The organism is Mesorhizobium sp. Root695 (assembly GCF_001428185.1).
Classification (GTDB): domain Bacteria; phylum Pseudomonadota; class Alphaproteobacteria; order Rhizobiales; family Rhizobiaceae; genus Mesorhizobium.
In genome coordinates, this window is the sequence record NZ_LMHO01000044.1 from 122127 (window position 1) to 139841 (window position 17715).

Consider the following 17715-nt stretch of genomic DNA (forward strand, 5'->3'; position numbering starts at 1 on the left):
GACCCGCAGCCCATGACCTACGCCGTGTCCGAAATACGATCCGCCGGCAAGCCGCGTCGCAAGCGGCTATCCCACGCCGCAATCGAGCCATGGCTCTATCTCAGCCCGGCGATCGTCCTTCTGGTCGTGGTGCTCTTGGTGCCGCTGATCGTCGGCATCAGCTACTCATTTCGCAAGTTCTCCGCCTTCAAGTCCGAATATGTCGGGCTCGGGCAGTACCAGGCGATGCTGTCGGATCAGGTGCTGGGGCAGGCGCTGGTCAACACGCTGTGGTGGACCGTCGCCAGCCTTTTCTTCCAGTTTTTCCTCGGCCTTGGCCTGGCGCTGCTGCTCGACAAGCCGTTTCGTGGCCGCAAGGTGGTACAGGCCCTGGTATTCCTGCCCTGGGCGGTGCCGTCCTTCCTGTCGGGCCTGACCTGGGCCTGGCTGTTCAATCCGATCATCGGCCCGTTGCCGCACTGGCTGTTTGCATTGGGGCTGAAGGCCGAGCCGACCAATGTGCTGTCCGATCCGTCAACCGCTATGTGGGGGCCGATCGTCGCCAATATCTGGTTCGGCATTCCGTTCTTCGCCATCACGCTTTTGGCGGCGCTGAAATCCATTCCATCGGAACTGCATGAGGCAGCGGCCATCGACGGCGCTTCGCCCTGGCAACGCTTCACCAAGGTGACGTTGCCGTTCCTGGCCCCGACCATCGCCATCACCGTCATGTTGCGCACCATCTGGATCGCCACCTTCGCCGACCTGATCTTCGTCATGACCGAGGGCGGGCCAGCCGGCTCGACCAACACGGTGCCTGTCTACATCTATGTCAGCGCCTTCAAGTCGCTGGACAAGGGCTATGCGTCGGCGGTGGCCGTGCTGCTGCTTGTCCTGCTCATTGCCTATGCGATTGCGCTGATCGGCATCCGCCGCACCCTGGTGAGGCACGTGTGATGATCGCAGGACGTTCACCCTCGCAGCGCTTCTTCGGTGGCATCGGCCTCTACGCGGCAATCGCTGCTTATGTGCTGTTTGCCCTGTTTCCGATCTATTGGACGCTGAAGATCTCGGTCACGCCGGAGCGGCTTCTCTATTCCGAAGGCATCACCTTCTGGCCGTCGCATATGACGCTGCAGAATTTCGTCACCGTGCTCGAGGCCACCGATTTCCCGCGCTATTTCCTCAACAGCGTCATCGTCTCGGTCTCGACGGCCGCACTGGTGACAATCATCGCCACCCTCGCCGGTTATGCCATGTCGCGCTTCACCTTCCGCGGCAAGGCGGCACTTGCGCTGATGTTGCTTTTGACCCAGACCTTTCCGCTGGTGATGGTCATTCCGCCGATCTACCGCGTGATGGGTCAGATCGGCCTGATCAACAGCCTGACCGGGCTGATCATCATCTACACCGCCTTCAACACGGCCTTTGCCACTTTCCTGATGCAGTCGTTCTTCGACGGCATCCCGAAGGACCTGGAGGAAGCGGCTATGATCGACGGCTGCACCCGCGCGCAGGCGATGCGCAAGGTGATCGTGCCGTTGACGCTGCCCGGCATGGGCGCAACGCTCGGCTTTGTCTTCACCGCCGCCTGGAGCGAGCTTTTGTTCGCGCTGATGCTGATTTCCAGTGACGACCAGAAGACCTTCGCGGTCGGCCTGCTCACCTTCATCGGCAAGTTCGCCGTCGACTGGGGACAGATGATGGCGGCATCCATCTTGGCGCTGATCCCGGTCTGTGTCTTCTTCGCCTTCCTGCAACGCTATCTCGTCACCGGCCTGACCGCCGGCGCCGTCAAAGGATAGATCGATGGCATCTGTTACGCTCGAAAAGGTCCGCAAGGATTATGGCGCCGTCCGCGTCCTGCACGCGGTCGACCTTGAAATCGCCGATGGCGAGTTCGTCGTCCTCGTCGGGCCGTCAGGCTGCGGCAAGTCCACGCTCTTGCGCATGATCGCCGGGCTGGAGGAAGCTTCCGGCGGCGAGATCCGCATCGGCGAGCGGCTGGTCAATGACGTAGCACCCAAGGACCGCGACATCGCCATGGTGTTCCAGTCCTACGCGCTCTATCCGCATATGGACGTGTCGAAGAACATGGGCTTCAGCTTGCTTTTGAAGAAGGCGGAGAAGTCGACGATCGACGCGAGGGTGGACGGCGCCGCCAAGCGGCTCGGGCTCGACACCTTCCTGCAACGCCTGCCGCGGCAATTGTCCGGCGGCCAGCGCCAGCGCGTCGCCATGGGCCGCGCGATCGTGCGCGACCCCAAGGTTTTCCTGTTCGACGAGCCGCTGTCGAACCTCGACGCCAAGCTGCGCGTTCATATGCGCGCAGAGATCAAGGCGCTGCACCAGCAGCTGAAGACGACATCGGTTTATGTCACGCACGACCAGATCGAGGCGATGACCATGGCCGACCGGATCGTCGTCATGCATGACGGGCTGATCCAGCAGGTCGGCGCGCCGCTCGATCTCTATGACCGACCGGCCAACATGTTCGTCGCCGGTTTCATCGGTTCACCCGGCATGAATTTTCTGCCGGCGACGGTTCGTCAGCGTGGTACGCCGGAGGCCGTCCTGGCCGATGGCCAGGCGCTGCGCCTGCCGGAAGGCCTGCCGCTGAAGGACGGTGACGCCATCACCGTCGGATTGCGGCCCGAGCATATCCGGCTGGCAGATGACGGCGCGTTGAAGGGCGAGGTGGGGGTGGTGGAGCCGCTCGGGCTTTCGACGCAGTTCTACGTCAAGCTGGCCAGCCAGCAGCTTTGCGTCTTTGCCATGGGCCGCGCCGGCGTGAAGTCCGGCGACGTGGTGCGGCTGGCCGCCGACCCGGAGTCGCTGCATCTGTTCGATCCGAACAACGGTGATCGCATCGGCTGAGGAAACTCGGCCCGGGCTGAGGCGCTCGGGACGCGATCGACCAGTTGCACATCTACACAGGGCGCCGAACCCGCCGAAAGGCAGGGCCTGCAGATTACGAATGGTCGCATCAGGCGCGGAGGTCGGGTGGGAAATAGAAGGGAAGGTTATATCTCGATTGACTAAAATAACGGAACGTCCAACAGACATTTCCAGAACCGAACAGGACCCCTCAGACCTTTGCGTGTAGTGCGCAAGACTTTAGTCCCGCCGCCTTCTGAAAAGAACGGAAGCCATTTCGTAACGAAGTAGGGCCGCCGTGCCAGAGGTCAATACCGACGGCTGCATCCGCAAATATGGGCGAATCGGTGGTGTGCGGGTATGGTGCGATCGCGGAAGGGAACTGTGGCGTCTAACCGCGAGGGTTTCTTTTAGGCAACGGCGAGCTGTCCATTGGGTTCTCGGCCGACTTGGCTGATCGCCGCTCCTTTAGCCACAAGGACTTCTTTCTTCTTGCCAGAATTTCGTCTCGAACGCTGTCTTCGGCGGTCACTCCGCCATGCGTCGCGGCAATCGCGTAGTCGGCTCTGTTGGTTCGGTAGTCGCCTTTTTGAATGGACATCGTTTTCTCCCTGGTCGAGGCATTCCCCCCTTGGCCTGACGCTGAAACTAACTGCCTATCCATCGTGCGAGTCTACCAATTGGCGATTGTATTAAAACGATACACTCCGCAGGTGTGGTGATGGCGCGAGGTGAATGGCGTGCGGCGCGTGGAAATGTTCGAGGTGCGCGACCTCATGATTTCAGGCGAAAGCGCTCCCTGCCGGCCTGACCACTTCATTGCATCGCACGCACGAGAGAAGCCCGCCTTGCGCGGGGGACGTTTTTTCATTGACCCGGTTGGGATTATTGCTGAGGTGCCGCGGCAGCCTTGGAGCCTGCGGCGCAGGTTCTGTAGAAGGTGCAGGGGGATTATCGGGTGCGGGCTGAGGTGCAGGCTGGGCTGCCTCCTAGGTCAAAACTTGGTCAGTCCTGGCCTTGATCTCGTCGGCCGTCTGCTGGCTTATCACTCCGTTACTGACGGCAAAGCCAGCAGTCTGAGCAACAAGGGCTGCAATGATTGCAGCTTTCAACTTCTTCGACATTCGTCGGGGCCTTGTTCATGACACCCCGGCCAGCCCACGATCAAGGGTGCCGCAACCATCGCGGACGGTCAATCCTTTTGGCTGGAGGCTTTGCACGGATGCAATGAAATCAATCCGTTATAAACGAAAAACGCCGCCCACTGGGCGGCGTTTCGGTATTGCAGAGGGGAAACCCAGATTACTTGATCTTGGTTTCCTTGAATTCGACGTGTTTCTTGGCGACCGGGTCGTACTTGCGGAACGAGAGCTTATCCGTCTTGGTACGGCTGTTCTTGCTGGTCACGTAGAAGAAACCGGTGTCGGCGGTCGACAGAAGCTTGATCTTGATGTTTGCGGCTTTGGCCATGATATCAGTCCGTTATGTTCGTGGGGTTTTGGCCGCTGGAGCACGGGGAAACACCCGGACGCGGGAAACTTGGCGCGACACATAAAGAACGCGCCCGGAAAGTCAAGCCCGGCTGACCTCATACGACCCACCGGGGCCGGCCGGTGGCTTCAAATCATGCGGTTTCTGTCGCCGATGCCGCAACCTTCTTCCAGTCTCCGGTTGTGTTCCACCAGCGATTCGGATTGGCGCGGTCGTCCAGCCCTTTGGAACGGCTGGCGAGAATCGGCTGAATGCGGATCACCGGTTCCTGGTAGGAATGTGCCTGGAAAATCGCCTCGACGACGCGGGCGGCCAGTGGCTGGTCGTCCGGCAGTTCGAAGGAGACCTCGACCGTGCCGGGGCGCCGCCGCAGTTCCGTTTCGGCGCCGGCGGCCGCACCGTCAAGCGGCCTGTAGCGTTCGATGCCGTGCGCGGACTGATAGGCATTGCGGTCGTATTTGCCCATGGCCAGCGGTGCGATCGCGACGACCGCGTCCATGATGCGGTCGACATCGGCGGCCGGGGCCTGGAAGGTCACGAGCAAAAGCAGTGTCATTTGTAGCGATGTGGTTTCAAAGCCGCTGTCGATCATGGAAGTGTCCTCAAGTGTTTTGGGACACCCTTTTAGCCCTGTGCTCCTGACACGGTTCTGTCAGCAGCCTTGTCATCGGCCAATGCGAGTGACGGGCAGTCGCGCTAGAGGAGGATCTTGCGGACCAGCCTGACGGCGACCAAAGCAATGTAGGCGGCGAAGAACAGGCCGAGTGACCAGCCAAAGCCGGATGGACCGAACGCATCCATGCCGATGCCGATCGCTTGCGGGCCGAGCACCATGCCGACGCCGTAGCACAGCACGAAGGCAGCGTTGGCCGACGCCAGTTCGTGGCCGGAAAGCTGCGAGCCGAGATGGGCAAGGCCGATCGTGTACATGGCAGCGACGACGCCGCCCCAGACGAACAGAAGCGCGGCCATCAAATGCCAATTCTGGGCGAAGAAGGGCATGAAGACCGTGCCGGCAAGACCGACCATGGCGCAGGCAATCAGCAGATAACGGCGGTCCCTGACGCGGTCGCTGATCATGCCGATCGGGATCTGCAACAGCACGTTGCCTAGACCGATCATGGTCAGGAGAAGAGCGGCGTCGGCTTCGGAATAGCCGATACGGCTGCCGTAGATCGGGAACAGCGCAAAGCCGCCGGTTTCCACCGCGCCGAACACCAGCACGGCAGCGGTTGCCGACGGCACCAGCCAGATGTAGCGCAGAAATTTGCTGGTTTCGCCGTCGGAGGCGATCGTCGGGCTTTCGTTGCGCGCTGCCAGCACGGGTATGGCTGCCAGCGTCACCAGGCCGATGATGACGCCGAATGGCCTGAAGCCGGAACTGCCGAGATGAGCGAACAGCCACGGCCCCGCGGCAAAGCCGAGCGACAGAACCGTGGCGTAAATACCGAGGACAAGGCCGCGCCGATGTGGCGGCGCCGAGGTGCTGATCCAGAATTCAGACAGGATGAACAGCACGGTCAACGCGATGTGCAGCACGATGCGCAGCGGGAACCACATCCAGAAATCGGGTGCGAAATGGAAGCCGACAAAGGCCAGCGCGCCGGCGGCGATCATGGCGATCATGGTCCAGGCGACGCCGAAGCGCATGGCGAGCGGGGTCGCCAGCGGCGCACCGGCGATCGAGGCGAGGCCGGCGACGGCCGTGTTGAGGCCGATCATGGAGGCCGAATGGCCGCGTGTTTCGAGGATGACGCTGAGCAATGGCATGCCAAGGCCGATGGCGATGCCGACGACACTGATCGACGAGATCGCCGCCACCATTGGCAGCCAGTGTACGCGTTCGTCGCCCTGTGGTTGGGTATCGACCGTCATGGATGCTGAATACTCTGTCTTTTTGATCTTACGCAATTCCGGACGGAAAACCGCGTCACACTTTTCCTGGAATTGCTCTAGAGAAGTTCGCGGGTGAAGCGGTTGCGGACAAGCCGGTAGAAGGGCACAGGACCGCCCGGCCGCAACAGCGGATCATGGGCGAGGCGCTTCTGCAGTTCGTCCAGGATCATTCGGGTGATGTCGGGTATGTCGGCTTCCCTGGCCTTGGCAAGCGGCAGCCAGACCAGTTCTTCAAGCTCGTTGGTCGGGCCACCACCGGGCAGTTCGACCGCGACCTCGTCGCGCCAGGCGCTAAAGAAACGCGTGTCGAAGCGGCGCACCCGGTTGGGCGGCGTGATGGCGCGCGCGACGAAGCGCAGCATGTCCAGAGAGGGCTGCACGCCGTGTTCGGCAAAACCTTGCCAATCGGGCCTGACGGTGGCGAAAGCACCTTTGCGGCCGATCAGCAATCCGGCTTCCTCATAGGTCTCGCGAATGGCCGACAAGGCGATGGCACGGGCTCGTGCGGCGCTTGTGCGGCCCGGCCCGGCGATCAGCCTGGCTTCCTGCTCCGGGTGCAATGCGGCGGCGACCGGGATGCGGCTGTCGGCCGGGTCGGTGCGGCCTCCCGGGAAGACGAACTTGCCCGGCATGAATGCGTGGCGGGCATGGCGGCGGCCGATCAGAACCAGCACGTCATTACCCTTGCGGTCGAGAAGGATGAGGGTTGCCGCGTCGCGCGGGCGAATTGGCCGGTCGCTATGAGCGATCATGCTCCGCTCGATCTTGTCGACTTCCGCCTTGGTCATACCGTCCATGCGCAGGACCTAGCGGAAACTTCTGGCAAGCGAAAGTGGCCTTTCACGGTCGGTATGTTGCGCCAGGGCGCATTCTTGGCTGCGACTCAGGCTCCGGGATGCGGCTCGATCACGTCGTGTTCGTCGCCGAAGCCGTGCATATAGAAGGCCCATTGCAGTCCGATGACGGCACCCTTGACCGGTTGCAGCAGAGCGACCGACAGAAGGATGGTCAGCGGCACCCAGATGGCGATGTGTTGCCATGTGGACAGAGTGGATGTCGCCTCGACGCCCATGAAAGCGCCGAGCACGATGTGACCGACGATGACGATGACGAGATAGGCAGGCAGGTCGTCGGCGCGGTGGTGATGCAGTTCCTCACCGCAGACGCTGCACGTGTCGACGGTCTTGGTGAAGGCGCGAAACAGCTTGCCTTCGCCGCAACGTGGGCAGCGGCCGAGCAGGCCGCGCTTCATCGCCGTCCACAGCGGGCGGGCAGCCCGGCCCGAGTGATGTTCTCCGCCGAAAACCTGTTCTTCAATGGCTGTTGTCATCATCGTCTCCTGCCGCGCGAACCCGGTCGCGATTGCGACGCGCGGGCGCGGCCCTTGGCCTTGTGGAACGACCGCTTGGAGCCCGGCAATGGCTTCGGGTCGGTCAACATCTCGAAGCGCATCGCGCCAGCCATTGGCGCCACCTCGACGAGTCGAACCTCGACTCGGTCCGCGAGTTGGTAGCCTTTGCCCGAGCGTTCTCCGAACAGGGAGCGCGCCGTTTCGTCGTATATATAGTAATCGCCGTTCAATGTTGACACCGGGATGAAACCATCCGCGCCATACTGCGGCAACTGGACAAATAGTCCTGATTTGGTGACCCCGGAGATGCGGGCGTCGAAACGGTCGTCGATGCGCTCGGCGAGATAGGCGGCGACCAGACGGTCGACTGTGTCCCGCTCGGCCGCCATTGCGCGACGTTCCGTGCCTGAGATCAGCACCGCGACATCTTCGAGCCGTGCCGCTTCGTCCTGTGTCAGTCCGCCCGAACCCAGGCTTAGTGCGGCAATAAGTCCGCGATGCACGATCAAGTCGGCATACCGGCGGATCGGTGAGGTGAAATGGGCGTAACGCCTGAGGTTGAGACCGAAATGGCCAATGTTCTTGGGCGAGTATTCGGCCTGGCTCTGCGAGCGCAGCACCACTTCGTTGACCAGACCCTCATTGTCGGCACCGCGCACGCGCTCCAGGATGCCGTTGAACTGGCTCGGCTGCATCTGCGCGCCGCGGGCGAGCGACAGGCCAAGCGTCTGCAGAAACTCGCGCAACGATTCCTGCTTGGCGAGCGAAGGCGCGTCGTGGACGCGGTAGACCAGTTCCTGTTTCTTCGCTTCCAGCGTCTCGGCCGCGGCAACATTGGCCTGGATCATGAATTCTTCGATCAGCTTGTGGGCATCGAGCCGTTCCGGCACGATGACGCGATCGACGGTGCCGTCCGGCTTGAGCAGGATCTTGCGCTCCGGCAGATCGAGCTCGAGCGGCTGGCGGCCATCGCGGCCACGCTTGAGGATCGCATAGGCGTCCCACAGCGGCTTCAGCACCGTGTCGAGGATCGGGCCGGTCTTTTCGTCCGGCACCCCGTCGATCGCCGCCTGCGCCTGGCTATAGGCGAGCTTTGCCGCCGACTTCATCATGACACGATGGAAGGAGTGCCTGAGCTTGCGGCCCTCGGCCGAAAAAACCATGCGCACGGCGAGCGCTGGCCGGTCCTGGCTCTCGCGCAGCGAGCAGAGATCGTTGGAGATGCGCTCGGGCAGCATCGGCACGACGCGATCGGGGAAATAGACCGAATTGCCGCGCTTTAGCGCTTCGCGATCGAGTGCTGTGCCATAGCGGACGTAGGCGGCGACATCGGCGATGGCGACGGTGGCGACCACGCCGCCCGGGTTCTTCTCGTCGAGATCCGGCGTCGCGAAGACGGCGTCGTCATGGTCCTTGGCGTCGGCCGGATCGATGGTGACGAGCGGCAGGTCGCGCCAGTCCTCGCGGTGATCAAGCGTCGCCGGCTTGACTGCTTCGGATTCGGCAATGACGTCGGCCGGAAAGATATGCGGAATGTCATGCGCGTGGATGGCGATCATCGAGACCGCCTTTTCGCTGGTCAGCGAGCCCAGCACGTTGAGCACCTTGGCTCTCGGCAGGCCGTAACGGGAGGCCCGCGCGGGCTCGACCTCGACCAGGTCGCCGTTCTTGGCGCCGTTCTGGAAATCCTTGTCGACGATCAGTTCCGGTTGACGCCGTTCCACCGGTTCGATGCGGAAGGTGCCGTCCTGCAGGATGCGAAAGATACCGAGCACGGCATCGGTGCGCTTCTCGAAGATCTTCATCACCCGCCCGGTGTAGGCGGGGCCAGTCGCTTCGTTGGTCGGAAAGGTCTTGGCCAGCACGCGGTCGCCGATGCCGGGCGCTGGGCCGCTGCCGCCACGCGACACGCGGATCGAGACGACGGGCGGCTCGCCCGTGCCCACGGCCTCGGCCGGGTGCGCCAGCAAAATGCCATCGCCGTCACGGCCAAAGATGTCGAGCACGGCGACATGGGGCAGGGCACCGACGCGGGCCATCTGCTTGCGCTCCTTAGCCAGGACGCCTTCGTCCTGCAGGTCGCGCAAAATGTCCTTCAGCCAGATGCGGTCGTCGCCGCGCAGCGCGAACGCCTTGGCAATGTCGCGTTTTCCCGCACGATCGGGATTTTCAGCGATGTAGCGCAGGATTTCGTCACGCGAGGGCCGGTAGTCGTCCTTGACCTTGGCCCTGGTGTCGGCGGTGCGCGGATCGCCGTGGCTCCTACCGGTGATCCTGCGCGCCACGCTGTCCTACCCTTTTTTCTTCGCGGCCGGCTTCTTGGCCGCTGGTTTCTTGGCTGCCGTTTTCTTGGTTGATGGGGCCTTGGCCGCTGCTGCCTTGCGGAACGGCTTCTTGCCGCCGCCGCCCTTGGCCTCCTTCTCGGCAATCAGCGCCAGCGCATCCTCGATCGTCACCGACTGTGGATCCCTGCCCTTGGGCAGGGTGGCATTGACCTTGCCGAAATTCACGTAAGGCCCGTATTTGCCGTCGCGCACGACGATCTTGCCGCCGCCGTCGGGATGGTCGCCAAGTTCCTTGAGCGCAGCGGCAGTGCCGCCATTGCGGCCACCCTTGCCCTTCAACTGCTTCTCGGCGATCACCGACACGGCACGGTTGAGGCCGATCGAGAACACATCCTCGATGCTGTCGAGATTGGCATAGGTGCCGTCATGGAGAACGAACGGACCATAGCGGCCGAGCCCGGCCGAGATCATCTTGGCCGTTTCCGGGTGCTGGCCGACATCGCGCGGTAATGACAGCAGCGCCAGCGCCTTCTCGTGGTCAATCGACTCTGCCGTCCAGCCCTTGGGCAGGCTGGAGCGCTTGGCTTCCTTGCCGTCGCCACGCTGCAGATAGGGGCCGAAGCGGCCGCTGCGCAGCGTGATTTCCTCTGACGTGTAGGGATCCTTGCCGATCACCTTGGTGCCGTCCTCGCCGCCGCCATTCTCGCCATTCGGGTTGGCGGCGTCGCCGAGCTGGCGGGTGAAGGAGCATTCTGGGTAGTTGGAGCAGCCGACAAAGGCGCCGAACTTGCCGAGCTTCAGCGACAGATTGCCGGTGCCGCATTTCGGGCAGATGCGCGGATTGGAGCCGTCTTCCCGCGTCGGGAACACCAGCGGCGCCAGTTCTTCGTTCAGCGCGTCGAGCACGTCGGTGACGCGCAGTTCCTTGATGTCGGCGACGGCACCGGAAAAATCCTTCCAGAAATCGCGCAGCACGTCCTTCCAGGCGAGCTTGCCGTCCGAGATCTCGTCGAGCTTCTCTTCCAGGGATGCCGTGAAGTCGTACTCGACATAGCGCTTGAAGAAGCTTTCGAGGAAGGCGGACAGCAGCCGGCCCTTGGCCTGCGGCACCAGCCGGCGCTTGTCGATGGTGACATAGTCGCGGTCTTCGAGCGTCTTCAGGATCGCCGTGTATGTAGAAGGCCGGCCGATGCCGAGCTCTTCCAGCTTCTTGATCAGCGAGGCTTCGGAATAGCGCGGCGGCGGTTCGGTGGTGTGCTGGGTCGCGTTGATCGCCTGGCGGGCAAGCTGTTCGCCAGCACGGATCTCGGGCAGACGGCGGTTTTCCTCGTCTTCCGCATCGTCGTCCTTCTGGTCGGTGTAGGCGGCGATGAAGCCGTCGAAGCGAACGACCGAGCCGATGGCACGCAGCTCGGCGGTGCGCGATCCGTTGACCGCCTCGATCTCGGCGGTGGTACGCTCGATCTCGGCGGACTGCATCTGGCTGGCGATGGCACGCTTCCAGATCAGCTCATAGAGCCGCATCTGGTCGGAATCGAGATATTGCCTGACTGATGCCGGGGTGCGCATGAAATCTGTCGGGCGGATCGCTTCGTGCGCTTCCTGGGCGTTCTTGGCCTTGGCGGTATATTGGCGCGGTTTTTCCGGCAGGTATTTTGCGCCGAATTCCTTGGCGATGGCGTCGCGGGCGGCCGAGATCGCCTCGGGCGCCATCTGCACGCCGTCGGTTCGCATATAGGTAATGAGGCCGGTGGTCTCGCCGCCGATCTCCATGCCTTCATAGAGCCGCTGCGCCACCTGCATGGTGCGGCTGGCCGAGAAGCCAAGGCCCGACGATGCGGCCTGCTGCAGCGTCGAGGTGGTGAAGGGCGGGCCGGGATTGCGCTTGGTCGGCTTGGCTTCGACCGACACCGCCTTGAAGATAGCGCCTTCGAGCATCGACTTGATGTCGTCGGCCTGCGCCTTGTTGGAAATGTCGAGCTTTTGCAGCTTCTTGCGATCGAAGGCGGTCAGCCGCGCTTCGAAATTCTCGTTGCGCGGCGTGCCCAGCAGAGCGGCGATCTGCCAGTATTCCTCGCGGATGAAGCGCTCGATCTCGGATTCGCGGTCGCAGACCAAGCGAAGCGCAACCGATTGGACGCGGCCAGCCGAGCGGGCGCCCGGCAGCTTGCGCCACAGCACCGGCGACAGCGTGAAGCCGACGAGATAATCCAGCGCCCGGCGGGCGAGATAGGCATCGACCAGCGGCGCATCGATCTGGCGCGGATTGGCCATTGCCTCCAGCACCGACGATTTGGTGATGGCGTTGAAGACGACGCGGCTGACCGGCTTATCCTTCAGCGCGCGCTTCTGCTTCAGCACTTCCAGCACGTGCCAGGAAATGGCTTCGCCCTCGCGATCCGGATCGGTGGCAAGGATCAGGCCGTCGGCATCCTTGACCGCCTTGGCGATGTCGGCGAGCCGCTTGCCAGAGGCGGTGTCGACCGCCCAGGACATGGCGAAATCCTCATCCGGACGCACCGAGCCATCCTTGGCCGGCAAATCGCGGACATGGCCGAACGAGGCCAGAACCTTGTAGTTCTTGCCGAGGTATTTGTTGATTGTCTTCGCCTTGGCCGGCGATTCGACGACGACGACGTCCATGAGGTCTCATATCAGCTGTGGTGCGCCAGAAGAATTCCGCTGCGCGCGACGAAATCTCGTTCTATTTGTCGCTCACATGGCCGCGCTTTTGCATCCGGTCAAGGGGAAGCGCCCAAATTGCGGGGCGCTGGGCAGCAATACACTCTTAGAGTGTATGGAGAAAATCACAGAATTTTCGGAAAGGGAGATGGTGGGCCCGAGTCAGCGGGAAACGGCCCGATTGATTTTTCCGCCGAGTCGCTGAAATGTTGCCAGAGCCGGAACGGGCGATACCATAACAGGCTGGTCGACACTGGCCGCCGGCTGCATGGAGATGCGCGGCGACCAGCCCTTGTCCCGTCAGTGGGCGGGGTTCGAATTGAGGGCCTAGTTGGCCTTGACGACGTGCCAGACGTCGGCAACGCCGTCGCCGCTCATGTCACCGGCCTTCTTGTCTTTGATGAAGGTGTAGACCGGCTTGCCATCATAGGCCCACATCTTGGTGCCGTCTGTGCGGTCGACAACGCTCCATTCGTCATCTCCCTTGGCGCCGGCCTCGGCTTTCAGCGGCGGCCAGTTGGTGGCGCATTTGTCGTAGCAATTGGTCTTGCCCTTCTCGTCCTTGTCATAGGTATAAAGCGTCATGCCGTTGGCATCGGTGTAGATCTTGTTCCCATTGACCTCGGCTTCCTTCCACGCGTCGGCGGCGAAGGATGCGGCGGTGCTGAGCAAAAGCGCTGCAAGCCCTACGGTTATGGTTTTCATGGAAATCTCCCTGACTGATATCTGGAGACACGCGGGAAATCGCGGCCTCACAGCGTCAACGCGTGCGGGCCGCCGTTTCTTCCCGGCAAGTGCTTCTGGCAAGCGATGATCTTGCCAACACAATGGTGATTGGTGGACAAGGCTGCGCGTCGCTATATCGGCGTTACGGCATTGGAGTTCTTGGAAATGGCATTGGACATCGGCTATGTCAGCGCGGTCGGGGCGGGGGCCATCTCGTTCCTGTCGCCTTGCGTGCTGCCGCTGGTGCCGCCCTATCTCTGCTATATGGCTGGCGTCTCGGTCGACGATTTTCGCGGCGATGCGGGCGTAACGGCTCGGGAAGGCACGCGCGGCGCGCTGCTCTATTCATCGGTCGCCTTCGTGCTCGGCTTCTCGACCGTGTTCGTGGCGCTCGGCGCCGGCGCCTCGACCATCGGCCATTGGCTACGCGTCTGGCAGGAGCCGCTGGCGATGGCTGCCGGCGTGCTTATCATCCTGATGGGCCTGAATTTCCTCGGCATCCTGCGCATTCCGCTGCTGTCGCGCGAGGCGCGCTTCCAATCGCAAGGAAAGCCGGCAAATGCCCTTGCCGCCTACGTCATGGGACTGGCCTTCGCCTTCGGCTGGACGCCCTGCATCGGCCCGGTGCTGGGGCCGATCCTGACGCTGGCCGGCGGCCGCGAGACGGTGGGCGAGGGCGCGCTGCTGCTTGCCGCCTATTCGCTTGGGCTGGGCATCCCATTCCTGATCGCGGCGCTGTTTTCCGGCGCCTTCATGCGCTTCCTCGGCAAGTTCCGCGTCCATCTCGGCCGCGTCGAAAAAGCGATCGGCGCGCTGCTGGTGGTGGCCGGCGTGTTTTTCCTCACCGGTGGCGTGCAGACCGTGTCCTACTGGCTGCTGGAGAACTTCCCGGCGCTGGGAAGGTTGGGGTAGCGCTGATGGCGGCGGGAGAGGCAGGATTGAACTGCGGACCCGCTGATTGAGAGTCAACTGCTCCGCCATCTCACCGGAATTTAACCGCATTGGTGCAGCATGGCGCCACTGCTAGCATGTTTTGATTCCCAACCCTTTTCATACGGTTGCCATCCATGAGCCAGAGATCCTGCCTGTCCGTCATTCTCGCCGCCGGCGAAGGCACGCGCATGAAAAGCGCGCTGCCGAAGGTGCTGCATCAGATTGCTGGGCTGCCGATGGTCGCCCATGTGGTCAAGGCGGCGGAAGCCGCGGGTGCCGGTGACCAAGCGCTGGTGATCGGACATGGGGCGGAGGAAATGCTCAAGGCTGCGGCAAAATTTGCGCCAAAGGCCGAGACCTTCGTGCAGGAAAAGCGTCTTGGCACCGCGCATGCCGTGCTCGCCGCTCGCGAAGCGATATCAAAGGGTTACGACGATGTGCTGGTGATGTTCGGCGATACGCCGCTGATCGATCCGGGCGCGCTGACCGTAGCGCGGCTGAAACTGGCGGAAGGTGCTGCCGTTGTCGTCATCGGCTTCAGTACGCCCAATCCAACCGGCTACGGCCGGCTGATCGAAAAGGGCGGCAAGCTGGTCGCCATCCGCGAGGAGAAGGATTGCAGCGAGGAAGAGCGGAAGATCACCTTCTGCAATGGCGGGCTGATGGCAGTGGCCGGCGCCCAAGCGCTGACGCTGCTCGACGCGGTCGGCAACAAGAATGCCAAGGGCGAATATTATCTGACCGACATCGTCGAGATCGCCAGCGGTCATGGCCTCGATGTGGTTGCGACCGAAGCCAGCTTTGAAAATGCACTCGGCATCAACAACCGCGCCGAACTGGCGCAAGCCGAGGGCATCTGGCAGGCGCGCCGCCGTCACGAAGTGATGCTGTCGGGTGTAACGCTGATCGCGCCGGAGAGCGTGTATTTCTCGCACGACACCGAGATCGGCGCTGATACGATCGTCGAGCCCAATGTCTGGTTTGGTCCAGGTGTGAAAATCGCCACGGGCGCCAAGATCCATGCCTTCAGCCATATCGAAGGCGCCACCATTGCGTCCAATTGCGATGTCGGACCGTTCGCACGGCTGCGGCCGGGTGCCGATCTCAAGCAGAAGGCCAAGGTCGGCAATTTCTGTGAGATCAAACAGGCTGTTATCGAGGAGGGCGCCAAGGTCAACCATTTGACCTATATCGGCGACGCCCGCGTCGGCGCGGGCGCCAACATCGGCGCCGGCACCATCACCTGCAATTATGACGGCTATTCAAAATTCTTCACCGACATCGGTGAGGGCGCCTTTGTCGGCTCGAATTCCTCGCTGGTGGCGCCAGTCACCATCGGCAAGGGCGGCTACATAGCCTCGGGCAGCGTGATCACCGAAAGCGTGCCCGACGATGCGCTGGCGTTTGGACGTGCTCGCCAGAAGACCATCCCCGGCAAAGGCAAGGAATTGCGCGAACGGTTCGCTTCGGCCGCGGCTGCGAAAAAAAAGTAAAACCGGCCCGCAAAGAACCGAACGATTGCAGTAACCGGATTGCAAGAGCGGTCTGTCATGGTGCATCGACAGGAATGAGGTTCCGTTACACGGGACGAAATGCAATGTGACTTTCGCGGCAGGCCGGCCATCCTTAAATAGCGCTGGTTTTCCACGAGGAATCGGGGGCTGTCCGCATGTGCGGTATCGTTGGAATCGTCGGGCACTCGCAGGTTGCGCCGCTCATCGTCGATGCGCTGAAGCGGTTGGAATATCGCGGCTATGACTCGGCCGGTGTTGCCACCATCGATCATGGTGAGCTTGGCCGCCGCCGCGCCGAAGGCAAGCTGGTCAACCTCGAACGCTTGCTGAAAAGCGCGCCGCTCGACGGCATGATCGGCATCGGTCACACACGCTGGGCGACGCATGGCGTGCCCAACGAGACCAATGCGCATCCGCATTTTTCCGACGGCGTCGCCATCGTCCACAACGGCATCATCGAGAATTTCGCCGAACTGCGCGACGAGCTGATCCGCGACGGCTATTCATTCTCGTCGCAGACCGACACCGAGGTCGTCGCGCATCTGGTGGCGCGCGAACTGGCCAGGGGGTTGAAGCCGGTGGAGGCCGCGCACCAGGCGCTAAAGCGGCTGGAAGGCGCTTTCGCGCTGGCGATCATGTTCAAGGGCGACGAGGACCTGATCGTCGGCGCCCGCAATGGCCCGCCTTTGGCCGTCGGCCATGGCGATGGCGAGATGTTCCTGGGCTCCGACGCCATCGCGCTCGCCCCGTTCACCAATTCGATCACCTATCTGGAAGATGGCGACTGGGCGGTGGTGCGCCGCAACGGTGTTGAGATATTCGATATCGATGGCAAAAAGGTCGACCGCAAACGCCAGCAGTCGCTGTCGACCAGCTTCATGGTCGACAAGGGCAACCGGCGCCATTTCATGGAAAAGGAAATCCATGAGCAGCCCGAGGTGATCTCGCACACGCTGGCGAATTATCTGGATTTTGTCGGCGGCGTGTCCAAGCCGCTCGACCTGCCTTTCGATTTCGCCAAGATCGACCGGCTGGCGATTTCGGCCTGTGGCACCGCCTATCTGGCCGGCCTGATCGGCAAATACTGGTTCGAGCGCTATGCGCGGCTGCCGGTCGACATCGATGTCGCCTCCGAATTCCGCTACCGCGAGATGCCGCTGTCGGCGAAGGATGCTGCTTTCTTCATCTCGCAATCGGGCGAGACGGCCGACACGCTGGCGTCGCTGCGCTACTGCCGCAAGGCGGGAATGAAGATCGGCGCGATCGTCAACGTGCGCGAATCGACCATGGCGCGCGAATCCGACGTGGTGCTGCCGACACTGGCCGGGCCGGAAATCGGCGTCGCCTCCACCAAGGCGTTCACCTGCCAGCTGTCCGTCCTGGCTTCGCTAGCCGTGCGGGCTGGCGTGGCGCGGGGTACGATCTCGAAAGAACAAGAGAAGGCCTTGGTGCGCGCGCTTTCGGAAGCGCCGCGCTATGCCAACCAGGTCCTTAAGCTCGAAGAGCAGATCGAACGGATCGCGCGCGAACTCTCGCGCTACAAGGACGTGCTCTATCTCGGCCGCGACACCAATTTCCCGCTGGCCATGGAAGGCGCGTTGAAGCTCAAGGAAATCTCCTATATCCACGCCGAGGGCTATGCCGCGGGCGAGCTGAAGCATGGCCCGATCGCACTGATCGACGAGAACATGCCGGTCATTGTCATCGCGCCGCACGACCGCATTTTCGAAAAGACCGTGTCGAACATGCAGGAAGTGGCGGCGCGCGGCGGCAAGATCATCCTGATCACCGACAGTAAGGGTGCGGCGCTGACCAGCGTGAAGACGATGGAAACGATCGTGCTGCCCGACGTGCCGGAGATCATCTCGCCGATCATCTACGCATTGCCGATCCAGATGCTCGCCTATTTCACCGCTGTGTTCATGGGCACCGACGTTGACCAGCCGCGCAATCTGGCGAAATCGGTGACCGTGGAGTAGGC

General features: G+C 62.4%; 15 protein-coding genes. 6 read left to right on the forward strand and 9 right to left on the reverse strand.

What is annotated here, in order from left to right; genetic code table 11:
- Positions 1-12 precede the first annotated feature (12 nt).
- From ASD99_RS28510 to ASD99_RS28520, 3 genes are read left to right on the forward strand one after another with little or no spacing between them, the layout of a single operon-like run.
- Complete coding sequence (locus tag ASD99_RS28510) at positions 13-936, forward strand: carbohydrate ABC transporter permease (RefSeq protein ID WP_057145667.1); 924 nt, start codon at positions 13-15, stop codon at positions 934-936.
- Positions 936-1784 carry a carbohydrate ABC transporter permease gene (locus ASD99_RS28515; RefSeq protein WP_057145669.1) on the forward strand — a complete coding sequence of 283 codons (849 nt, stop codon included), beginning with the start codon at positions 936-938 and terminating at the stop codon, positions 1782-1784. The genes ASD99_RS28510 and ASD99_RS28515 overlap by 1 nt, the downstream gene beginning before the upstream one ends.
- A 4-nt stretch (positions 1785-1788) precedes the next feature.
- On the forward strand, positions 1789-2856 hold the full coding sequence (locus ASD99_RS28520; protein WP_057145670.1) for an ABC transporter ATP-binding protein: 1068 nt from the start codon (positions 1789-1791) through the stop codon (positions 2854-2856).
- Positions 2857-3247: 391 nt separating this feature from the next.
- Here ASD99_RS28520 and ASD99_RS32890 read toward each other — a convergent pair whose 3' ends face one another.
- From ASD99_RS32890 to ASD99_RS28560, 9 genes are all read right to left on the reverse strand, one after another.
- On the reverse strand, positions 3248-3457 hold the full coding sequence (locus tag ASD99_RS32890; protein ID WP_056582173.1) for a hypothetical protein: 210 nt from the start codon (positions 3455-3457) through the stop codon (positions 3248-3250).
- Between the two features lie 701 nt (positions 3458-4158).
- On the reverse strand, positions 4159-4326 hold the full coding sequence (gene rpmG / locus ASD99_RS28525; RefSeq protein ID WP_006201775.1) for a 50S ribosomal protein L33: 168 nt from the start codon (positions 4324-4326) through the stop codon (positions 4159-4161).
- A 154-nt stretch (positions 4327-4480) separates the two neighbouring features.
- A complete protein-coding gene (locus ASD99_RS28530) occupies positions 4481-4939 on the reverse strand; it encodes a hypothetical protein (protein ID WP_056582175.1) in 459 nt (152 codons plus the stop codon).
- Positions 4940-5043: 104 nt separating this feature from the next.
- Positions 5044-6222: an MFS transporter gene (locus tag ASD99_RS28535; RefSeq protein ID WP_057145672.1), complete on the reverse strand. Its 1179-nt coding sequence runs from the start codon at positions 6220-6222 to the stop codon at positions 5044-5046.
- 77 nt (positions 6223-6299) lie between these two features.
- Positions 6300-7040 (reverse strand): NUDIX hydrolase, encoded by a 741-nt coding sequence (locus ASD99_RS28540; protein ID WP_057145674.1) that lies wholly within the window; start codon positions 7038-7040, stop codon positions 6300-6302.
- Positions 7041-7126: 86 nt separating this feature from the next.
- Positions 7127-7573, reverse strand: coding sequence for a DUF983 domain-containing protein (locus ASD99_RS28545; RefSeq protein ID WP_057145747.1), 447 nt, complete (start codon positions 7571-7573; stop codon positions 7127-7129).
- Positions 7573-9879 carry a ribonuclease R gene (gene rnr / locus ASD99_RS28550; protein WP_057145675.1) on the reverse strand — a complete coding sequence of 769 codons (2307 nt, stop codon included), beginning with the start codon at positions 9877-9879 and terminating at the stop codon, positions 7573-7575. The genes ASD99_RS28545 and rnr overlap by 1 nt, the downstream gene beginning before the upstream one ends.
- A gap of 6 nt (positions 9880-9885) precedes the next feature.
- A complete protein-coding gene (gene topA, locus ASD99_RS28555; RefSeq protein ID WP_056582185.1) occupies positions 9886-12522 on the reverse strand; it encodes a type I DNA topoisomerase in 2637 nt (878 codons plus the stop codon).
- Between the two features lie 366 nt (positions 12523-12888).
- Positions 12889-13266: a hypothetical protein gene (locus ASD99_RS28560; RefSeq protein WP_057145677.1), complete on the reverse strand. Its 378-nt coding sequence runs from the start codon at positions 13264-13266 to the stop codon at positions 12889-12891.
- A 186-nt stretch (positions 13267-13452) separates the two neighbouring features.
- On the opposite strand from ASD99_RS28560, the gene ASD99_RS28565 reads away from it, so the two are divergent.
- From ASD99_RS28565 to glmS, 3 genes are all read left to right on the forward strand, one after another.
- Positions 13453-14199, forward strand: coding sequence for a cytochrome c biogenesis CcdA family protein (locus ASD99_RS28565; RefSeq protein ID WP_056582397.1), 747 nt, complete (start codon positions 13453-13455; stop codon positions 14197-14199).
- A 155-nt stretch (positions 14200-14354) separates the two neighbouring features.
- Positions 14355-15713, forward strand: coding sequence for a bifunctional UDP-N-acetylglucosamine diphosphorylase/glucosamine-1-phosphate N-acetyltransferase GlmU (gene glmU, locus ASD99_RS28570; protein ID WP_057145679.1), 1359 nt, complete (start codon positions 14355-14357; stop codon positions 15711-15713).
- A gap of 176 nt (positions 15714-15889) precedes the next feature.
- Positions 15890-17713 carry a glutamine--fructose-6-phosphate transaminase (isomerizing) gene (gene glmS / locus ASD99_RS28575; protein ID WP_056582193.1) on the forward strand — a complete coding sequence of 608 codons (1824 nt, stop codon included), beginning with the start codon at positions 15890-15892 and terminating at the stop codon, positions 17711-17713.
- Positions 17714-17715: the final 2 nt, after the last annotated feature.